Below are 13,766 nucleotides of genomic sequence, written 5' to 3' on the forward strand. Positions count from 1 at the left end.
CTAGCGCGCCGGCATGACGAGCTGCCCCGCCGTGCCCTTCGCGTGCTGGGTGCTGCAGTTGATGAACGACGGGTCGCAGACGAAGCCCACGCCCTCGAAATGCTGCGTCCCCTTGTCGGCGACGTACGGCCGGTCTGTCCGGACCTCGTTCTTGGTCGGATCGTACTCGAGGTAGGACGTGTGCAGCCGCGCCTGGTCCGCCAGGCGGACCACCAGCACCGAGTCCCGGGCCCACATCTGGTTGGTGCGGGTGAAGTACGCGCCGGTCCTGCCGGTGAGCACGGACTCGGCCTCGCCCTGCTCCGAGTAGAACGTCACCTTCACGTGGACCAGGTCCACCCGCCCGCTCGCCTCGTACATGAACGCGGTGTCGGCCTGGAGGAAGGCCTGCTTCACGCCCTCCTTGGTCAGGTACTGGGTCAGGCCCCACATCGTCTGGTCCGCGCTGTCGGCGGCCGTGCCCGTGGCCGCCACGTTGCGGTCGGTGCCGCCGCACGCCGCGACCAGCACCGCCGCCAGCGCGCCCGCGCACCACCGGGCCCGGCGCCAGACGCCGCGGCTCATCCCGCCCCCGCCCGCAGCAGGTCGTGGAGGTGGACGATGCCGAGCAGCAGGCCGTCGTCGTCCACCACCGGCATCGCCATGATGCCGTGCTGCTCGAGGCGGTTCACGGCGGAGCTCCCCAGCTCGTCGGGCTTGGCGAGCTTGGGGGTGCGGGTCATCACCTCGCTCACGGGCACGTCCAGGAAGTCGGGCCGGCGCTCCATCAGCCGGGTGAGGTCGCCGGCCGTCACCACGCCGGCCACGCCGCGCCGGTCGTCCACCACGACCACCGTGCCCCGCCGCTCGGCCAGCAACAGCACGCACTGCCGCATGCTGGCGTCGGCTCCGAGCGTGGGGAGGTTCTGGGTCACCATCACGTCCCGCACCAGCAGCAGGAGCCGCCGCCCGAGCGCGCCGCCCGGATGCAGCCGGGCGAAGTCCTCCTCCTTGAACCCCTTGGCCTCGAAGACGGCGACGGCGAGGGCGTCGCCGAGCGCCAGGGCCACGGTGGTGCTGGTGGTGGGCGCGAGATCGAGCGGGCACGCCTCCTCGGCGATCGAGGCGTCGAGCGTCACGTCCGCGTGGTGCGCCAGGGTCGACTCCGGCCCGCCGGTGATGGCGACGATCGGCACGCCGAGGCGCTTGAGGAACCCGACCAGCGGGAACAGCTCGTCCGTCTCGCCGCTCTTGGAGAGCAGGATCGCCACGTCGTCGCGCCCGACGATCCCGAGATCGCCGTGCACGCTGTCCACCGCGTGGAGGTAGGTCGCCGGGGAGCCGGTCGAGGTGAGCGTGGCGGCGATCTTGCGCGCGATCACGCCCGACTTGCCGACGCCCGACACCACGATGCGGCCCCGGCACCCCACCACCAGCCGTACGGCGTCCGCGAACCGCCCGTCGAGCCGCTGGGCCAGGGCCGCCACCGCGCCCGCCTCCTGGACCAGCACCTGGCGGCCCCGCTCCAGCGCGTGGCCGGCCGCGTCAGCGTGCTGCGACATCGCCCCGCTCCCGGAGATAGGTGCGCACCGCGTCGGCCCACACGCCGCGGGCCTGCAGGAAGGCCTCGGCGAACTCGCGGACGGCGCCGCGCCCCCCGGCCGCCGCGGTGGTGTACCGCGCCGCCTCCTTCGCCTCGCGGCACGCGTTGGCGACCGCGACCGGGAGGCCGACGCGCCTGAGGAGCGGCAGGTCCGGGAGGTCGTCGCCGATGAAGCAGGCCTCCTCCCAGCGGGTCTGGCGCCTCGCCAGGATGGCCTCGAATGCCGCGAGCTTGCGGGCCCCGGCGTCGGCCGCGAAATCGTCCACCTCGAGCTCCTCGGCGCGCAGCCGGGCGGCATCGCCCGCGCGCCCGGTCACGATCGCGACCACCAGGCCCGCGACCCGGAGCAGGTGCACGCCGAGGCCGTCCTGGATGTCGAAGCGCTTCAGCTCGACCGGCTGGCCCCCGGCGCTCCCGATGTACAGCCCGCCGTCGGTCATGGTGCCGTCGACGTCGAAGCCGACGAGCCGCACGCGCCGGGCGATGCCCGGCTCAATCATGCGGCCTCCCTCCCCGGGCGGTGTGCCAGACGTCCAGGGCCCGGGACACGATCCGGTCGAGGTCGGCGAGCGGAATCATGTTCGGCCCGTCCGACGGGGCGTGGTCCGGGTCCGGATGGGTCTCGAGGAAGAACCCGTCCGCGCCCGCGGCGGCGGCGGCCATCAGCAGCGCGGGGATGAACTCCCGCAGGCCCCCGCTGGCGCCCCCCTGCCCCTGGCCGGGCTGCTGCACGCTGTGCGTGCCGTCGAACACGACCGGGGCGCGGCACGCGGCGGCCAGCCGCGCGAAGTTCCGCATGTCCACCACCAGGTCGCCGTAGCCGAAGAACGTCCCGCGCTCCGTCACCGCCACCGCGGGGGCGCCGCCGCTCCGGACCTTCTCGACCGCGCCCGCCATGCCCTCCGGCGACATCCACTGCCCCTTCTTGACGTTGACCGGCTTGCCCGCGCCGCCGACGGCCACCAGCAGGTCCGTCTGCCGGCACAGGAAGGCCGGGACCTGCAGCACGTCGGCCACCGCCGCCGCGGCGGGGACCTGGGACGCGTCGTGCACATCGGTCAGGACCGGCAGCCCGGTGGCCCGGCGCACGCGGTCCAGGGCCGCGAGCCCCGCCTCGAGGCCGGGCCCGCGCGCGGCCGCGAGGCGCGAGCGGTTGGCCTTGTCGTACGACGCCTTGTAGGTGACGGAGATGCCGAGCCGGCGCGCGAGGTCCGCGAGGTGCTCGCCGACCCGGAGGTTCAGCCGGTCGTCCTCGACCACGCACGGGCCGGCGATGAGGAACGGGCCGGGCCCGAACGGCGCCGCCGCGGCCGTGCCCATTACGACGAGAGGGCGGCCGCGGGCTGGGCGGCGGCGGACGCCTCTCCGCGACGGCGGCGGACGTCGTACGCGGCCGCGATGAAGCTGGCGAACAGCGGGTGCGGCCGCGTCGGCCGCGACTTCAGCTCGGGGTGGAACTGACAGCCGATGAACCACGGGTGATCGGGCAGCTCGAGCATCTCGACCAGCGAGCCGTCGGGCGAGAGCCCCGTCAGCCGCATCCCGTGCTCCGCGAACAGGTCGCGATACCCGTTGTCCACCTCGTAGCGGTGGCGGTGCCGCTCGCTGGTCTCGGTGATCCCGTAGATCCGGGCGATCTGCGAGCCGGGACGCAGCCGGCAGGCGTAGGCCCCCAGCCGCATCGTCCCGCCAAGGTCCTGCACGTTGCGCTGCGAGGGCAGCAGCGAGACCACCGGGTTGCCGCACTCGGCCTCGAACTCCGACGAGTTGGCGTCCGCGATCCCGCACACGTTGCGCGCGAACTCGATGATCGCGACCTGCATCCCCAGGCAGATGCCGAAGAACGGCAGCCGCTTCTCGCGCGCCGCCTCCGCCGCCTGCACCATGCCCTCGATGCCGCGAATCCCGAAGCCGCCGGGGATCAGCAGCCCGTCGTAGGGGGCGAGCAGCTTCGTCGCGGTGTCGAAGTCGGTGAACCGGTCGCTGGAGATCCACTCCATCGTCACGCCGACGTTGTTGGCGATGCCGCCGTGGGTCAGCGCCTCCTGCACCGACTTGTACGCGTCCACCAGCTCGGTGTACTTGCCCACGATCGCGATCCGCACCCGGTCGTTGGGCCGGAGGATCTTCTCCACCATCTCGCGCCAGCCCTTGAGATCGGGCTCCGGCGTGTCGAGCCGCAGCCGCTGGCACACCTCGCGGTCCAGGCCCTGCTCGTGGAGCCGGAGCGGGATCTCGTAGATGCTCTTCACGTCCGGCGACTCGACCACGCAGCCGAAGTCCACGTTGCAGAACAGCGCGATCTTGCGCCGCAGCTCCTCGGGCAGCGGACGCTCGCTGCGGCAGATCAGGATGTCGGGCTGGATCCCGATCTCCATCAGCTCGCGCACCGAGTGCTGCGTGGGCTTGGTCTTGAGCTCGCCCGTGGCGGCGATGAACGGGACCAGCGTGAGGTGGATGAACAGCGAGTTGTCGCGGCCCACCTCCTGGCGGAACTGGCGGATGGCCTCGAGGAACGGCAGCGACTCGATGTCGCCCACCGTGCCCCCGATCTCCGTGATCACCACGTCGTGGTCCGGCGCCAGGCGGCGGATCGCGCCCTTGATCTCGTCGGTGATGTGGGGGATGACCTGCACCGTCGAGCCCAGGTACTCGCCCCGGCGCTCCTTGGTGATGACCGACTGGTAGATCCGCCCGGTCGTGATGTTGTTGGCCTGCGACAGCGACCGGTCGATGAACCGCTCGTAGTGACCCAGGTCCAGGTCGGTCTCGGCGCCGTCGTCGGTGACGTACACCTCGCCGTGCTGGAACGGCGACATCGTCCCGGGGTCCACGTTGATGTACGGGTCGAACTTCTGGATCGTGACCCGCAGCCCACGGTCCGCCAGGAGGCGCCCCAGCGAAGCGGCGGCGATGCCCTTCCCGAGGGAAGACACCACGCCGCCGGTCACGAACACGTACTTGGTCGCCTGCTGCTTGGTCCCGCCGCGCTCCACCACGCTACGGACCTCCTCTGGCGCTCAGGTGGGCCTCCGCGCGCCGCAAGTCGTCCTCGGTGTCGATCCCGGGCAGCGCCGGCTCCGCCAGCCGCGCCACCCCGATGGTCATGCCGTGGCCCAGCGGCCGCAGCTGCTCCAGCTTCTCGGCCTGCTCCGGGCCGGTGGGCGGCAGACCGACCCAGCGCGCCAACGCCGCGGGCCGGAACGCGTACACGCCCAGGTGCTGCCAGTACTGCGCCGCCGCCCCGGTGTCCCGCGGGTGCGGGATCAGGCTCCGGGAGAAGTACAGCGCCCGCCCGTCCTCACCGACGACCACCTTGACCACGTTCGGCGACGCCGCGGCGCGCGCGTCCACCGGCACCGCCGCGGTCCCCACGTCCGCGCCCCGCTCCACTTCCGCCACCGCGCCCCGGATCGCCTCGCGGGGCAGGAACGGCTCGTCGCCCTGCACGTTCACGATCACCTGGTACGGGGCGAACTCCACCAGCGCCGCCACCTCGGCCACGCGCGACGTGCCCGAGGCGTGCGTCTCCCGGGTCATCACCGCCCGGAATCCCGCCCGCTCGACCGCGGCCACCACCTCCCGCGCCTCGGTCGCGACCACCACGGTGTCGAGCGCACCCGACTCCTGCGCGTTGCGCACCACCCACTCGATCAGCGGCTTGCCGGCGAGCAGCCGCAGGGGCTTGCCCGGGAGCCGCTCCGCGCCGAGCCGGGCCGGAACGACTCCCAGGACCCTAGCGCCGTGCACGGAAGCGGGGCGTGCGTGCAAGAATCACACCGCAACCTAACAGGGAGCGCGACAACTGTCAAAGCATTGTGGGGAGCTTACTTACGATCTTGGTGGGGGGCTGCAATTTAAGCGTTCCGCCGGCGCTGCGCTAGGGGGTTCGGCAGCCGTCCAGGAAGTTGCGCAGGATGCCCTTGCCCACCGCCGTCCCGATGGACTCGGGGTGGAACTGGACCCCGTGAATCGGCAGCTCGCGGTGGCGGAGCGCCATCAGCTCCGGGTCGTCGTCCCGGTCCGCCGACCAGGCGGTGGCCACGAGGTCCTCCGGCAGCGCCGCCGGCTCGACCACGAGCGAGTGGTAGCGCATCGCCTCGAACGGCGAGGGAACGCCGGCCAGCACGCCGGTGCCGTCGTGGCGCACGGGGGAGGACTTGCCGTGCATCAGCCGCGTCGCACGGGCCACCCGGCCGCCGAACGCGACGGCGATGGCCTGGTGGCCCAGGCAGACCCCGAGCAGCGGCAGCCCCGCGTCGGCCGCCGCCCGCACCAGGCTCACCGAGATCCCCGCGCGCTCCGGCACGCCGGGCCCGGGGGAGATGACCACCCCCCGGGGCCCGGCGGCCAGCACGTCCTGCGCGGTGAGGGCGTCGTTGCGCTCGACCCGCGGCTCCGCGCCCAGCTCGCCGAGGTACTGGGCGAGGTTGTAGGTGAACGAGTCGTAGTTGTCGAGGACGAAGATCATCGCCCCGGCTACGGGAGCGTTTCCATCAGCGTGTTCACGTGGGTCTGCCCGCTGACGGTCATGTCCATCGTGCTGCGCACGAGGCGGCTGGCGTCCACATCGAACCGCGTCTCGCCGCCGCCCGAGCACGCCTCGCCGGCGGCCGAGCTGGCGGTGGTGGTGACGACGGCCACCCGGGCGCCGCCCTCGTGGTCCACGCGATCGAACTTCCAGGTGAGATGACACATCACCTGCCGGGCATTGCGGCCCGAGCCGACCGTCATCGGCATCGAGTCGGTCCAGGTGTAGCCGGGGCTGATCGAGCCCTCGGGCCAGGTCCGGCTGTTGGGTCCGTTGCTCGTATTGCCCTTGGTCATCATGTTGGCGACGAAGGCCGGCAGGCCCGGCGGGGGCGTGATTTCGCGCGACACCACGTGGCCCTGCGGATCCTGGTGCACGGTCACGGCCATGCCGCGCATCATGTCGGGGCGCCCGGCGCCGGCTCCGCCCAGCACGGTGGAGTCGAACGTGGTCCTCACCACGTAGTTGGGCCCGTCCATCGGCAGCACGGTCTGGGTCTGGTACATCGTGGCCTGCATGGCCGCGGCGCCGCTGGTGTCGGCCGAGGTCCACGTGCGACTGGTCATCCGATAGCGGGTCACCTGGCCCACGGTCGGCGTGAAGCGCAGCTGGATGGCCTGCGCGTGAGCCTGCCCGGCCGCGGCCAGCAGGAGACCGGTGCCGAGAAGTGCGACGTGACGGTTCATGCGTCTCTCCGATCGACGGTGTGACTGCCCTGGAAACCGATGGCCGCGAGCCGTGCGCTCAGGCCCGCGGGTGATACGTGCGATGAACACTCCGGAGATACTCCCGATCCACCCGCGTGTAAAGCTGCGTGGTGCTCAGGTCCGCGTGCCCCAACATCTCCTGGACCGCGCGAAGATCGGCACCACCTTCGAGCAGGTGCGTGGCGAAAGTGTGCCGCAGGGTGTGCGGCGTGACCCGCTTCGTGAGGCCGGCCGCCCGGGCCGCCTTCCGGATGATCCCCCAGGCGCCGACCCGCGAGAGGGGCGTGCCGCGGGCGTTGAGGAACAGCCGCCCGCGTCCCCCGCCCTTCTCCAGCCGGGGCCGGATCTCGCGCGCCCACAGCGCCACGGCCCCCAGCGCGCGGCGGCCCACCGGCACCAGGCGCTCCTTGCTGCCCTTGCCGAACAGGCGGGCCAGTCCCTCGTCGAACAGCACGTCGCCGAGGCCGATGCCCACCAGCTCGGACACCCGGGCGCCGGTCGCGTAGGCGAACTCGAGCAGCGCGCGGTCCCGCCAGGCCAGCGGATCGTCCGCGTGCGGCGCCGCCAGGAGACGCTCGACTTCGGCCACCGAGAGCACGGTCGGGAGGGCGCGCCACTTCTTGGGGGTCGCCAGCCGCTCCGTCGGGTCGCGCACCACGTGGCCCTCGGCCACCAGGAACCGGTAGTAGGTACGGACCGCCGAGACGTGCCGGCGGATGCTGGTCGCGGCGAGGCCGAGGTCCTTCAAGTGGAAGATGAAGTCGCGCAGCTGGGGGGTGGTGGCGCGCTCGGGCACCTGGGTTCCGCGGGACCCGAGAAACTGGACGAGGTGCTGGAGGTCACGGCCGTACGCCGCCACGGTGTTGCGGGACGCGCCGCGCTCGAGCGTCAGGTGGTCCCTGAACGACTCCAGCCGGAATGCGGCCGCCGGATCGTCAGCGGGCATGGGATTGCCGCCGCCGCCAGAGCAGGACGGCGAGGACCGACGTGACGGCGAGGGCGACGGCCGCGAACGCCCAGCCCAGCCGGCCGAGAGCCCGCTGGAGCGCGTCCCAGTTGCTGCCGACGTGGTGGGCGAGCCAGACCAGGAAGCCGTACCAGAGGCCGGAGGCCACCACGACGGGCGCCAGGGCCCGCCAGGCGTCGAGGCCGGCGATGCCGGCGAACGGCGGCACGACCGCGCGGTAGCCCGGCAGGAACCGGCTCACGAAGATCCCCCAGACGTGGTGCCGGCGGTAGGCGCGCGCGATCACCCGCATCGCCGCCGGCGACAGCAGCCGCCGGCCGGTGGGGGAGTCCACGAACCGGCGGCCGACGGTGCGGGCGACCCAGTACATGCCGATCGCCGTGGCGACGTTGGGGATCCAGGTGGCGAGGAAGACGCCGACCATCGTGACGTCCGCGCCCTCGCCCGCGAGAAAAGCCCCCAGGGCCACGACCGAATCGGCGGGCACCGGGGGGAAGATGTTCTCGAGCGCGGCCAGGAGCGCGATCACGCCGTAGACGCCCGAGGGCGGCAGGCCGGCGAGCCACAGGACGAGGTGGTCGATCAGCCGCTCGCCGCCTGGAGCACGGTGGCCACCGCCACCGCGGCGACGCCCTCGCCGCGGCCCAGCCAGCCCATCCCCTCGTTGGTCTTGGCTTTGATGCTCACGGCGGACTGGTCGAGGCCCAGGGCCTTGGCCGTCGCGGCGCGCATCGGGCCGATCAGGTGGCCGATCTTGGGCCGCTCGGCGATGATGGTGACGTCGGCCTGGCCGACGGTGAGGCCGGCGGCCTTGAGCTTCTCGACCACGCTCTTGAGGAGCCGCGCGGAGTCCGCGCCGCGCCACTGGGGGTCGTCGTCGGGGAAGTGCTGGCCGATGTCGCCGAGGGCGGCCGCGCCGAGCAGGGCGTCGATGAGCGCGTGGAGCGCCGCGTCGCCGTCGGAGTGGCCCGCCAGGCCGTGGGTGTGGGGCACCGTGATGCCGCCGAGCCGGAACGGGCGGCCGGCGGCGAAGCGGTGCGAGTCGTAGCCGATGCCGACACGTGTGTTCATGCGCGCAGGATCCGGAGAGCGAGGTGGGCGGCGTTCTTCGCGTTGTCGATGCCGACGGTCCCGACCGGGACGCCGCTCGGCAACTGCACCATGGCGTACAGGGCGTCCTGGCCCCGGAGCGGGCCCACGTCGAACGGCACGCCCACGACGGGCAGATCGGTCTGGGAGGCGGCGAAGCCGGGCAGCGCGGCCGCCAGGCCGGCGCCGCAGATCAGGACGCGGTAGCCCGCGGCCCGGGCGCCCTTCACCAGGGCGGCCGTCTTCTCGGGGTCGCGGTGGGCGGAGGAGACCACGAACTCCCAGCCGACCTTCGCCTCGTCGAGGACCTTGAAGGCCGGCTCGATCTTCGGCCGGTCCGACTCCGAGCCCACGAGGATGAGGACCGGCTTCGCGGCCGGACTCACGCGGCCTCCTGGACCGGGCTGTAGTCCTGGCGGCGGCGGACGGGCGAGAAGCCCGCGCCGCGGATCAGGTACTCCATCTCCTCGGCGGTGGTGCGGAAGGTGGTCCCGGCGGCCGACACCACGCTCTCCTCCATCATCAGCGAGCCGAAGTCGTTGGCGCCGAAGCGCAGCGCGATCTGGCCGATCTTCATCCCCATCGTCACCCAGGAGACCTGGAGGTTGTCGAAGTTGTCGAGGGCCAGCCGCGCGATGGCCAGGGTGCGCAGGTAGGTCACCGCGTCGGTGCGCGGGGTGCCCGCCATCTCGCTGTGCTCGGGCTGCAGCGGCCAGCAGATGAAGGCCGTGAAGCCGCCGGTCCTCGCCTGCTGCGCCCTGAGGCGCATCAGGTGCTCGATGCGCTCGGCGCCGGTCTCGCCGATGCCGTACATCATCGTGCTGGTCGTGCGCATCCCGTGACGGTGCGCCGAGTCCATCACCTCCAGCCACTCGTCGGTCAGCGCCTTCTTGCCGGCCACCAGCTTGCGGACCCGGTCCACCAGGATCTCGCCGCCCCCGCCGGGGATCGAGTCCAGGCCGGCGCCCTGCAGCGCCTCGACCACCTGGTCCACGGTCATCCGGAAGCGGCGGGCGAAGAACTGCACTTCGGAGGGCGAGAAGCCGTGGACGTGGATCGGATGGTGCTCCTTGATGTAGCGCAGGAGATCCAGGTACCACTGGAACGGGATGTAGGGATTGTGCCCGCCCTGCATCAGGATCTGCACCGCGCCGATGGCCTTCGCCTCCTCGATCTTGCGGCCGATCTCCTCGAAGGAGAGCACGTACCCCTCCGCGTGCTTCGGCCGGCGGTAGAACGCGCAGAACTTGCAGTCGGCCACGCACACGTTGGTGTAGTTGACGTTGCGGTCCACGATGTAGGTGACCACGCCGTCCGGGTGGCGCCGCCGCCGCTCCCCGTCCGCGAGTGCGGCCAGCTCGAGCAGCGGCGCGCGCTCGTACAGCTCGAGCAGCTCGGCGGCCTCGGACACGGCTACGCGGCTCCCAGGAACGACAGCGTGCCGTCCGGCACGACGCCGCGCGCGGCCAGGCGGCCCAGGAAGTCGGACAGGCCCGCCAGGTGCCGGTACGAGAGGCCGTAGTCGAGGCCGCCGAGGTACTCGCGGCAGCGGCCCGCCTCGACGCCGGTGGCGGAGGCGGCCGCGGCGGCCAGCTCGTCCAGGTGCGCGAGCCCCCACTTGCGGCTGGCCAGCAGCGCCCGGTGCACGTCGCGGACCGCGGCGCGGTCCACTGCCCGCCGCGCGGCCCACACGGCGAAGACGAACGGCAGGCCGGTCCAGTCCTTCCAGGCCTCCCCCAGGTCGACCACGTGAGGGTAGGCGCCCGCCGCGCCCAGCAGCAGGGCGCCGTCGCCGATCACCAGCACCGCGTCGTGCTCGATGTCCCGCAGCCGCGCCAGGTCGGCGCGCTCGGCCGGCGCGCCTTCGGCGGCGAAGCTCACGCCCCAGCGGTCGCGGGCCAGCAGCTCGAGGAGCTGCACCGAGGTCCGGGACGCGGTCGAGACCAGCACCCGCGCGCCGCCCAGCCGCTCCGGCGCCCGGCGGCTGAACAGCAGCACGCTCCGCACCGGCCCGTCGGAGCTGATGGCGAGGTCGGGCAACAGCTCGTACGCGTCGGCCCGCTGCGCGTAGGCCACCGCCGAGATCACGCTGACGTCGAGGCGGCCGTCGGCCAGCCGGTCGTTCAGCTCGGCGGGCGTGCCGGTCACCAGCGTGGCCGGCGGCGCGACCACGCCGCGGTCCATCGCCCCGTAGACCGGGTAGCAGTTCACGTAGCCGATCCGGCCCAGGCGCATCAGTCGAACGTCCGGACGGCGCGGTAGAGCGAGTCGCGCTCCACCGGCACCTTGCCGGCGCCCTGGATCAGCGCGACCAGGTCGTCGTAGGCCAGCTCCATCGGCGTGCGCGCGCCCGCCTCGTGGTAGACGCGCTCGTAGACCACCGTGCCCTCGACGTCGTCGCAGCCGAAGTCGAGCGCCACCTGGGACACGAACGGCGAGACCATCGGCCAGTGAGTCTTCACGTGGGGGACGTTGTCGAGCACCAGGCGGCCCACCGCGACGTTCATCAGGTCGTCGATGCCCATCGTCGGCCGGCCCTGCCAGCCCATCTCCTCGCCCAGCGCGTTGTGGTCCGGGTGGTAGGCGAGCGGGATGTAGGTGAGGAAGCCGCCGGTCTCGTCCTGCAGGCCGCGGAGGATCAGCAGGTGCTCGGCGCGGTCGCGCAGCGTCTCGACGTGGCCGTAGAGCATCGTGCAGTTGGAGGGGATGCCGAGCGCGTGCGCCTGGCGGTGCACCTCCAGCCAGTCCTCTCCCGCCAGCTTGCGGTCGGCGATGGTCATCCGCACCGCCCGGCCGAACACCTCGGCGCCGCCCCCCGGCAGGCTGGTGAGTCCGGCCGCCTGGAGCTGGACCAGCACCTCGCGGAACGAGCACCGCTCGATGCGGGCCAGGTGCGCGATCTCCACCGCGGTCAGCGCCTTGACGTGCACGCCCGGGTACGCCTCGCGCAGGGCGCGGATGATGTCGGTGTAGTAGCTCAGAGCGAGCTTGGGGTGCAGCCCGCCCACGATGTGGAACTCGCGGGTCGGCGCGCTCTTGGCGCGCGACGCCTCCGCCAGCACCTCCTCCAGGGTCCGCGTGTACGCGCCCTCCTCCTTCGGCGTGCGGGCGAAGGAGCAGAACACGCAGGTGTTGCGCAGCACGCAGACGTTGGTGGGGTTGATGTGCTGGTTGGCGGAGAAGAACACCCGCCGACCGTTCCGGGCGCGGTTCGCGGCGTCGGCGAGCGCGCCCACGGCCACGAGATCCCGGCTCTCGAACAGGGCGACGGCGTCGTCGGCATCGAGTCGCTCGCCGGCGGCGAGCTTGTCGGCCACGGCGCGGACCGGTCCGCCCAGCCCCGCGAGCGCGGGGAGTTCGCTCAGCGCGGAGGTCATCGCTCGCCCGCCGCTACGCGGCGAACCGCTTGGCCACCAGGGTCACGTTGTGGCCGCCGAACCCGAACGAGTTGGACATGGCCACGTCCACCCGGCGCTCGATCGCGCGGTTCGGCGCGCAATCCAGGTCGCACTCGGGGTCGGGGGTGACGTAGTTGATCGTCGGCGGGATCACCCCGCGCTGGATCACCAGGGTGCAGATGGCGAACTCCAGGCCGCCGGCCGCGCCGAGCAGGTGGCCGGTCATGGACTTGGTGGAGCCGAAGATCAGCTGCTTCGCGGCCGCGCCGAACACCGCCTTGACCGCCTGCGTCTCGGCCGTGTCGCCGGCCGGCGTGGACGTGCCGTGCGCGTTGACGTAGCCGATCCGCTCCACCGGGACGCACCCGTCGGCGAGCGCCGCCCGCATCGCCTGCTGGGCCCCCCGCCCTTCCGGCGCGGGCTGCGTCATGTGGTACGCGTCGGCGCTCATTCCGAAGCCGGCGACTTCGGCGAGGATCGCCGCGCCCCGGGCCGTGGCGTGCTCCAGGCTCTCCAGCACCACGACGCCCGACCCGTCGCCGAGCACGAAGCCGTCGCGGGTGGCGTCGAACGGGCGCGACGCGTGCTTGGGGTCGTCGTTGCGCGGCGACAGCGCCTTCATGTTGGCGAACCCCGCGATCGCCAGGGGCGTGATGGCCGCCTCCGCGCCGCCGGCGATCATCGCGTCGGCGTCGCCGCGCTGGATGGTGCGGTACGCCTCGCCGATCGCGTGTGCCGAGGAGGCGCAGGCCGACACCGTGCAGAAGTTCGGCCCGGTCAGGCCGTAGCGCATCGCCACCAGGCCGGACGCCATGTCGGGGATGAACATCGGCACGAAGAACGCCGACACCCGCCCCGGGCCCTTCTCGATGAAGGTGCGGCACTGCTCCTCGAAGGTCGCGATGCCGCCGATCCCGCTGCCGATGATCACCCCGGTCCGGTCGGAGGCCGGGAAGCCGCCCGCTAGCCCCGCCTGCTCCACGGCCTGGGCGGTCGCGGCGATCGCGTACTGCGCGAACAGGTCGCACCGCTTGGCTTCCTTGCGCTCCATCCAGGCCAGCGGGTCGAACCCCTTCACCTCGCAGCCGAACGTGACGTCCAGCGCCGAGGGGTCGAAACGCTGAATGCGCGCCGCCCCGGACTTGCCGGCGACCAGCGCGCTCCAGGTGGCTTCGACGGTGTTGCCCACGGGCGTCACCAGCCCCAGGCCGGTGACGACGACCCGACGCTCCACTACTTCGCGCCCATCCGCTGGTGCAGGTAGTTCAGCGCGTCCCCGACGGTGCGGAGCTTCTCCGCCTCTTCGTCCGGGATGTCGAGGTCGAACTCCTTCTCGAAGGCCATCACGAGCTCCACGGTGTCGAGGCTGTCGGCGCCGAGATCCTCCATGAAGCTCGCCTCGCTGGTGAGCTTCTCCCGCTCGACACCCAGCTCCTCGGCAATGATGTCCTTCACTCGCGCTTCGAGATTCGCCATGTCGGCCATGAGAGTT

At 72.5% G+C, this 13,766-nt stretch carries 17 protein-coding genes; all 17 read right to left on the reverse strand.

Annotated features, from left to right (window positions below):
• Positions 1-564: an LPS export ABC transporter periplasmic protein LptC gene (gene lptC / locus VMF70_03365; GenBank protein ID HTT67046.1), complete on the reverse strand. Its 564-nt coding sequence runs from the start codon at positions 562-564 to the stop codon at positions 1-3.
• Positions 561-1,541 carry a KpsF/GutQ family sugar-phosphate isomerase gene (locus VMF70_03370; GenBank protein ID HTT67047.1) on the reverse strand — a complete coding sequence of 327 codons (981 nt, stop codon included), beginning with the start codon at positions 1,539-1,541 and terminating at the stop codon, positions 561-563. The genes lptC and VMF70_03370 overlap by 4 nt, the downstream gene beginning before the upstream one ends.
• Positions 1,525-2,082 carry an HAD hydrolase family protein gene (locus VMF70_03375; protein ID HTT67048.1) on the reverse strand — a complete coding sequence of 186 codons (558 nt, stop codon included), beginning with the start codon at positions 2,080-2,082 and terminating at the stop codon, positions 1,525-1,527. Before VMF70_03375 ends, VMF70_03370 begins: the two co-directional genes overlap by 17 nt.
• Entirely contained in the window at positions 2,075-2,902 is an 828-nt protein-coding gene (gene kdsA, locus VMF70_03380; protein HTT67049.1) for a 3-deoxy-8-phosphooctulonate synthase, read from the reverse strand. Before kdsA ends, VMF70_03375 begins: the two co-directional genes overlap by 8 nt.
• The gene (locus tag VMF70_03385; GenBank protein HTT67050.1) at positions 2,902-4,581 is read right to left on the reverse strand and encodes a CTP synthase; all 1,680 of its coding nucleotides are present in this window, start codon (positions 4,579-4,581) and stop codon (positions 2,902-2,904) included. The genes kdsA and VMF70_03385 overlap by 1 nt, the downstream gene beginning before the upstream one ends.
• 1 nt (position 4,582) lies before the next feature.
• A complete protein-coding gene (kdsB, locus tag VMF70_03390) occupies positions 4,583-5,332 on the reverse strand; it encodes a 3-deoxy-manno-octulosonate cytidylyltransferase (protein HTT67051.1) in 750 nt (249 codons plus the stop codon).
• A gap of 130 nt (positions 5,333-5,462) precedes the next feature.
• Positions 5,463-6,053 (reverse strand): aminodeoxychorismate/anthranilate synthase component II, encoded by a 591-nt coding sequence (locus VMF70_03395; protein ID HTT67052.1) that lies wholly within the window; start codon positions 6,051-6,053, stop codon positions 5,463-5,465.
• An 8-nt stretch (positions 6,054-6,061) separates the two neighbouring features.
• Positions 6,062-6,799 (reverse strand): hypothetical protein, encoded by a 738-nt coding sequence (locus VMF70_03400; GenBank protein ID HTT67053.1) that lies wholly within the window; start codon positions 6,797-6,799, stop codon positions 6,062-6,064.
• Positions 6,800-6,857: 58 nt separating this feature from the next.
• Positions 6,858-7,766, reverse strand: coding sequence for a site-specific tyrosine recombinase XerD (xerD, locus tag VMF70_03405; protein ID HTT67054.1), 909 nt, complete (start codon positions 7,764-7,766; stop codon positions 6,858-6,860).
• A complete protein-coding gene (locus VMF70_03410; GenBank protein HTT67055.1) occupies positions 7,756-8,316 on the reverse strand; it encodes a DedA family protein in 561 nt (186 codons plus the stop codon). The genes xerD and VMF70_03410 overlap by 11 nt, the downstream gene beginning before the upstream one ends.
• A 53-nt stretch (positions 8,317-8,369) precedes the next feature.
• Positions 8,370-8,858 (reverse strand): 2-C-methyl-D-erythritol 2,4-cyclodiphosphate synthase, encoded by a 489-nt coding sequence (ispF, locus tag VMF70_03415; GenBank protein ID HTT67056.1) that lies wholly within the window; start codon positions 8,856-8,858, stop codon positions 8,370-8,372.
• Positions 8,855-9,262, reverse strand: coding sequence for an AIR carboxylase family protein (locus tag VMF70_03420; GenBank protein ID HTT67057.1), 408 nt, complete (start codon positions 9,260-9,262; stop codon positions 8,855-8,857). The genes ispF and VMF70_03420 overlap by 4 nt, the downstream gene beginning before the upstream one ends.
• Positions 9,259-10,287, reverse strand: a complete 1,029-nt coding sequence (gene mqnC, locus VMF70_03425) for a cyclic dehypoxanthinyl futalosine synthase (GenBank protein ID HTT67058.1) — start codon at positions 10,285-10,287, stop codon at positions 9,259-9,261. Before mqnC ends, VMF70_03420 begins: the two co-directional genes overlap by 4 nt.
• Before the next feature lie 2 nt (positions 10,288-10,289).
• Entirely contained in the window at positions 10,290-11,111 is an 822-nt protein-coding gene (locus VMF70_03430; GenBank protein ID HTT67059.1) for a menaquinone biosynthesis protein, read from the reverse strand.
• Positions 11,111-12,253: an aminofutalosine synthase MqnE gene (gene mqnE, locus VMF70_03435; GenBank protein ID HTT67060.1), complete on the reverse strand. Its 1,143-nt coding sequence runs from the start codon at positions 12,251-12,253 to the stop codon at positions 11,111-11,113. The genes VMF70_03430 and mqnE overlap by 1 nt, the downstream gene beginning before the upstream one ends.
• 13 nt (positions 12,254-12,266) lie before the next feature.
• Positions 12,267-13,508, reverse strand: a complete 1,242-nt coding sequence (gene fabF / locus VMF70_03440) for a beta-ketoacyl-ACP synthase II (GenBank protein ID HTT67061.1) — start codon at positions 13,506-13,508, stop codon at positions 12,267-12,269.
• Positions 13,508-13,750, reverse strand: a complete 243-nt coding sequence (locus VMF70_03445) for an acyl carrier protein (protein HTT67062.1) — start codon at positions 13,748-13,750, stop codon at positions 13,508-13,510. The genes fabF and VMF70_03445 overlap by 1 nt, the downstream gene beginning before the upstream one ends.
• Positions 13,751-13,766: the final 16 nt, after the last annotated feature.

It is taken from the genome of Gemmatimonadales bacterium, from assembly GCA_035502185.1.
GTDB lineage: Bacteria > Gemmatimonadota > Gemmatimonadetes > Gemmatimonadales > JACORV01 > Fen-1245.

Excerpts from the sequence above, each read along its gene's own strand:
- VMF70_03445 (HTT67062.1), bottom strand. The coding sequence starts at position 13,750 with ATGGCGAATCTCGAAGCGCGAGTGAAGGACATCATTGCCGAGGAGCTG.
- lptC (HTT67046.1), bottom strand. The coding sequence starts at position 564 with ATGAGCCGCGGCGTCTGGCGCCGGGCCCGGTGGTGCGCGGGCGCGCTG.
- VMF70_03430 (HTT67059.1), bottom strand. The coding sequence starts at position 11,111 with ATGCGCCTGGGCCGGATCGGCTACGTGAACTGCTACCCGGTCTACGGG.
- ispF (HTT67056.1), bottom strand. The coding sequence starts at position 8,858 with ATGAACACACGTGTCGGCATCGGCTACGACTCGCACCGCTTCGCCGCC.
- VMF70_03400 (HTT67053.1), bottom strand. The coding sequence starts at position 6,799 with ATGAACCGTCACGTCGCACTTCTCGGCACCGGTCTCCTGCTGGCCGCG.
- kdsA (HTT67049.1), bottom strand. The coding sequence starts at position 2,902 with ATGGGCACGGCCGCGGCGGCGCCGTTCGGGCCCGGCCCGTTCCTCATC.
- VMF70_03395 (HTT67052.1), bottom strand. The coding sequence starts at position 6,053 with ATGATCTTCGTCCTCGACAACTACGACTCGTTCACCTACAACCTCGCC.
- VMF70_03375 (HTT67048.1), bottom strand. The coding sequence starts at position 2,082 with ATGATTGAGCCGGGCATCGCCCGGCGCGTGCGGCTCGTCGGCTTCGAC.
- mqnE (HTT67060.1), bottom strand. The coding sequence starts at position 12,253 with ATGACCTCCGCGCTGAGCGAACTCCCCGCGCTCGCGGGGCTGGGCGGA.
- xerD (HTT67054.1), bottom strand. The coding sequence starts at position 7,766 with ATGCCCGCTGACGATCCGGCGGCCGCATTCCGGCTGGAGTCGTTCAGG.
- VMF70_03370 (HTT67047.1), bottom strand. The coding sequence starts at position 1,541 with ATGTCGCAGCACGCTGACGCGGCCGGCCACGCGCTGGAGCGGGGCCGC.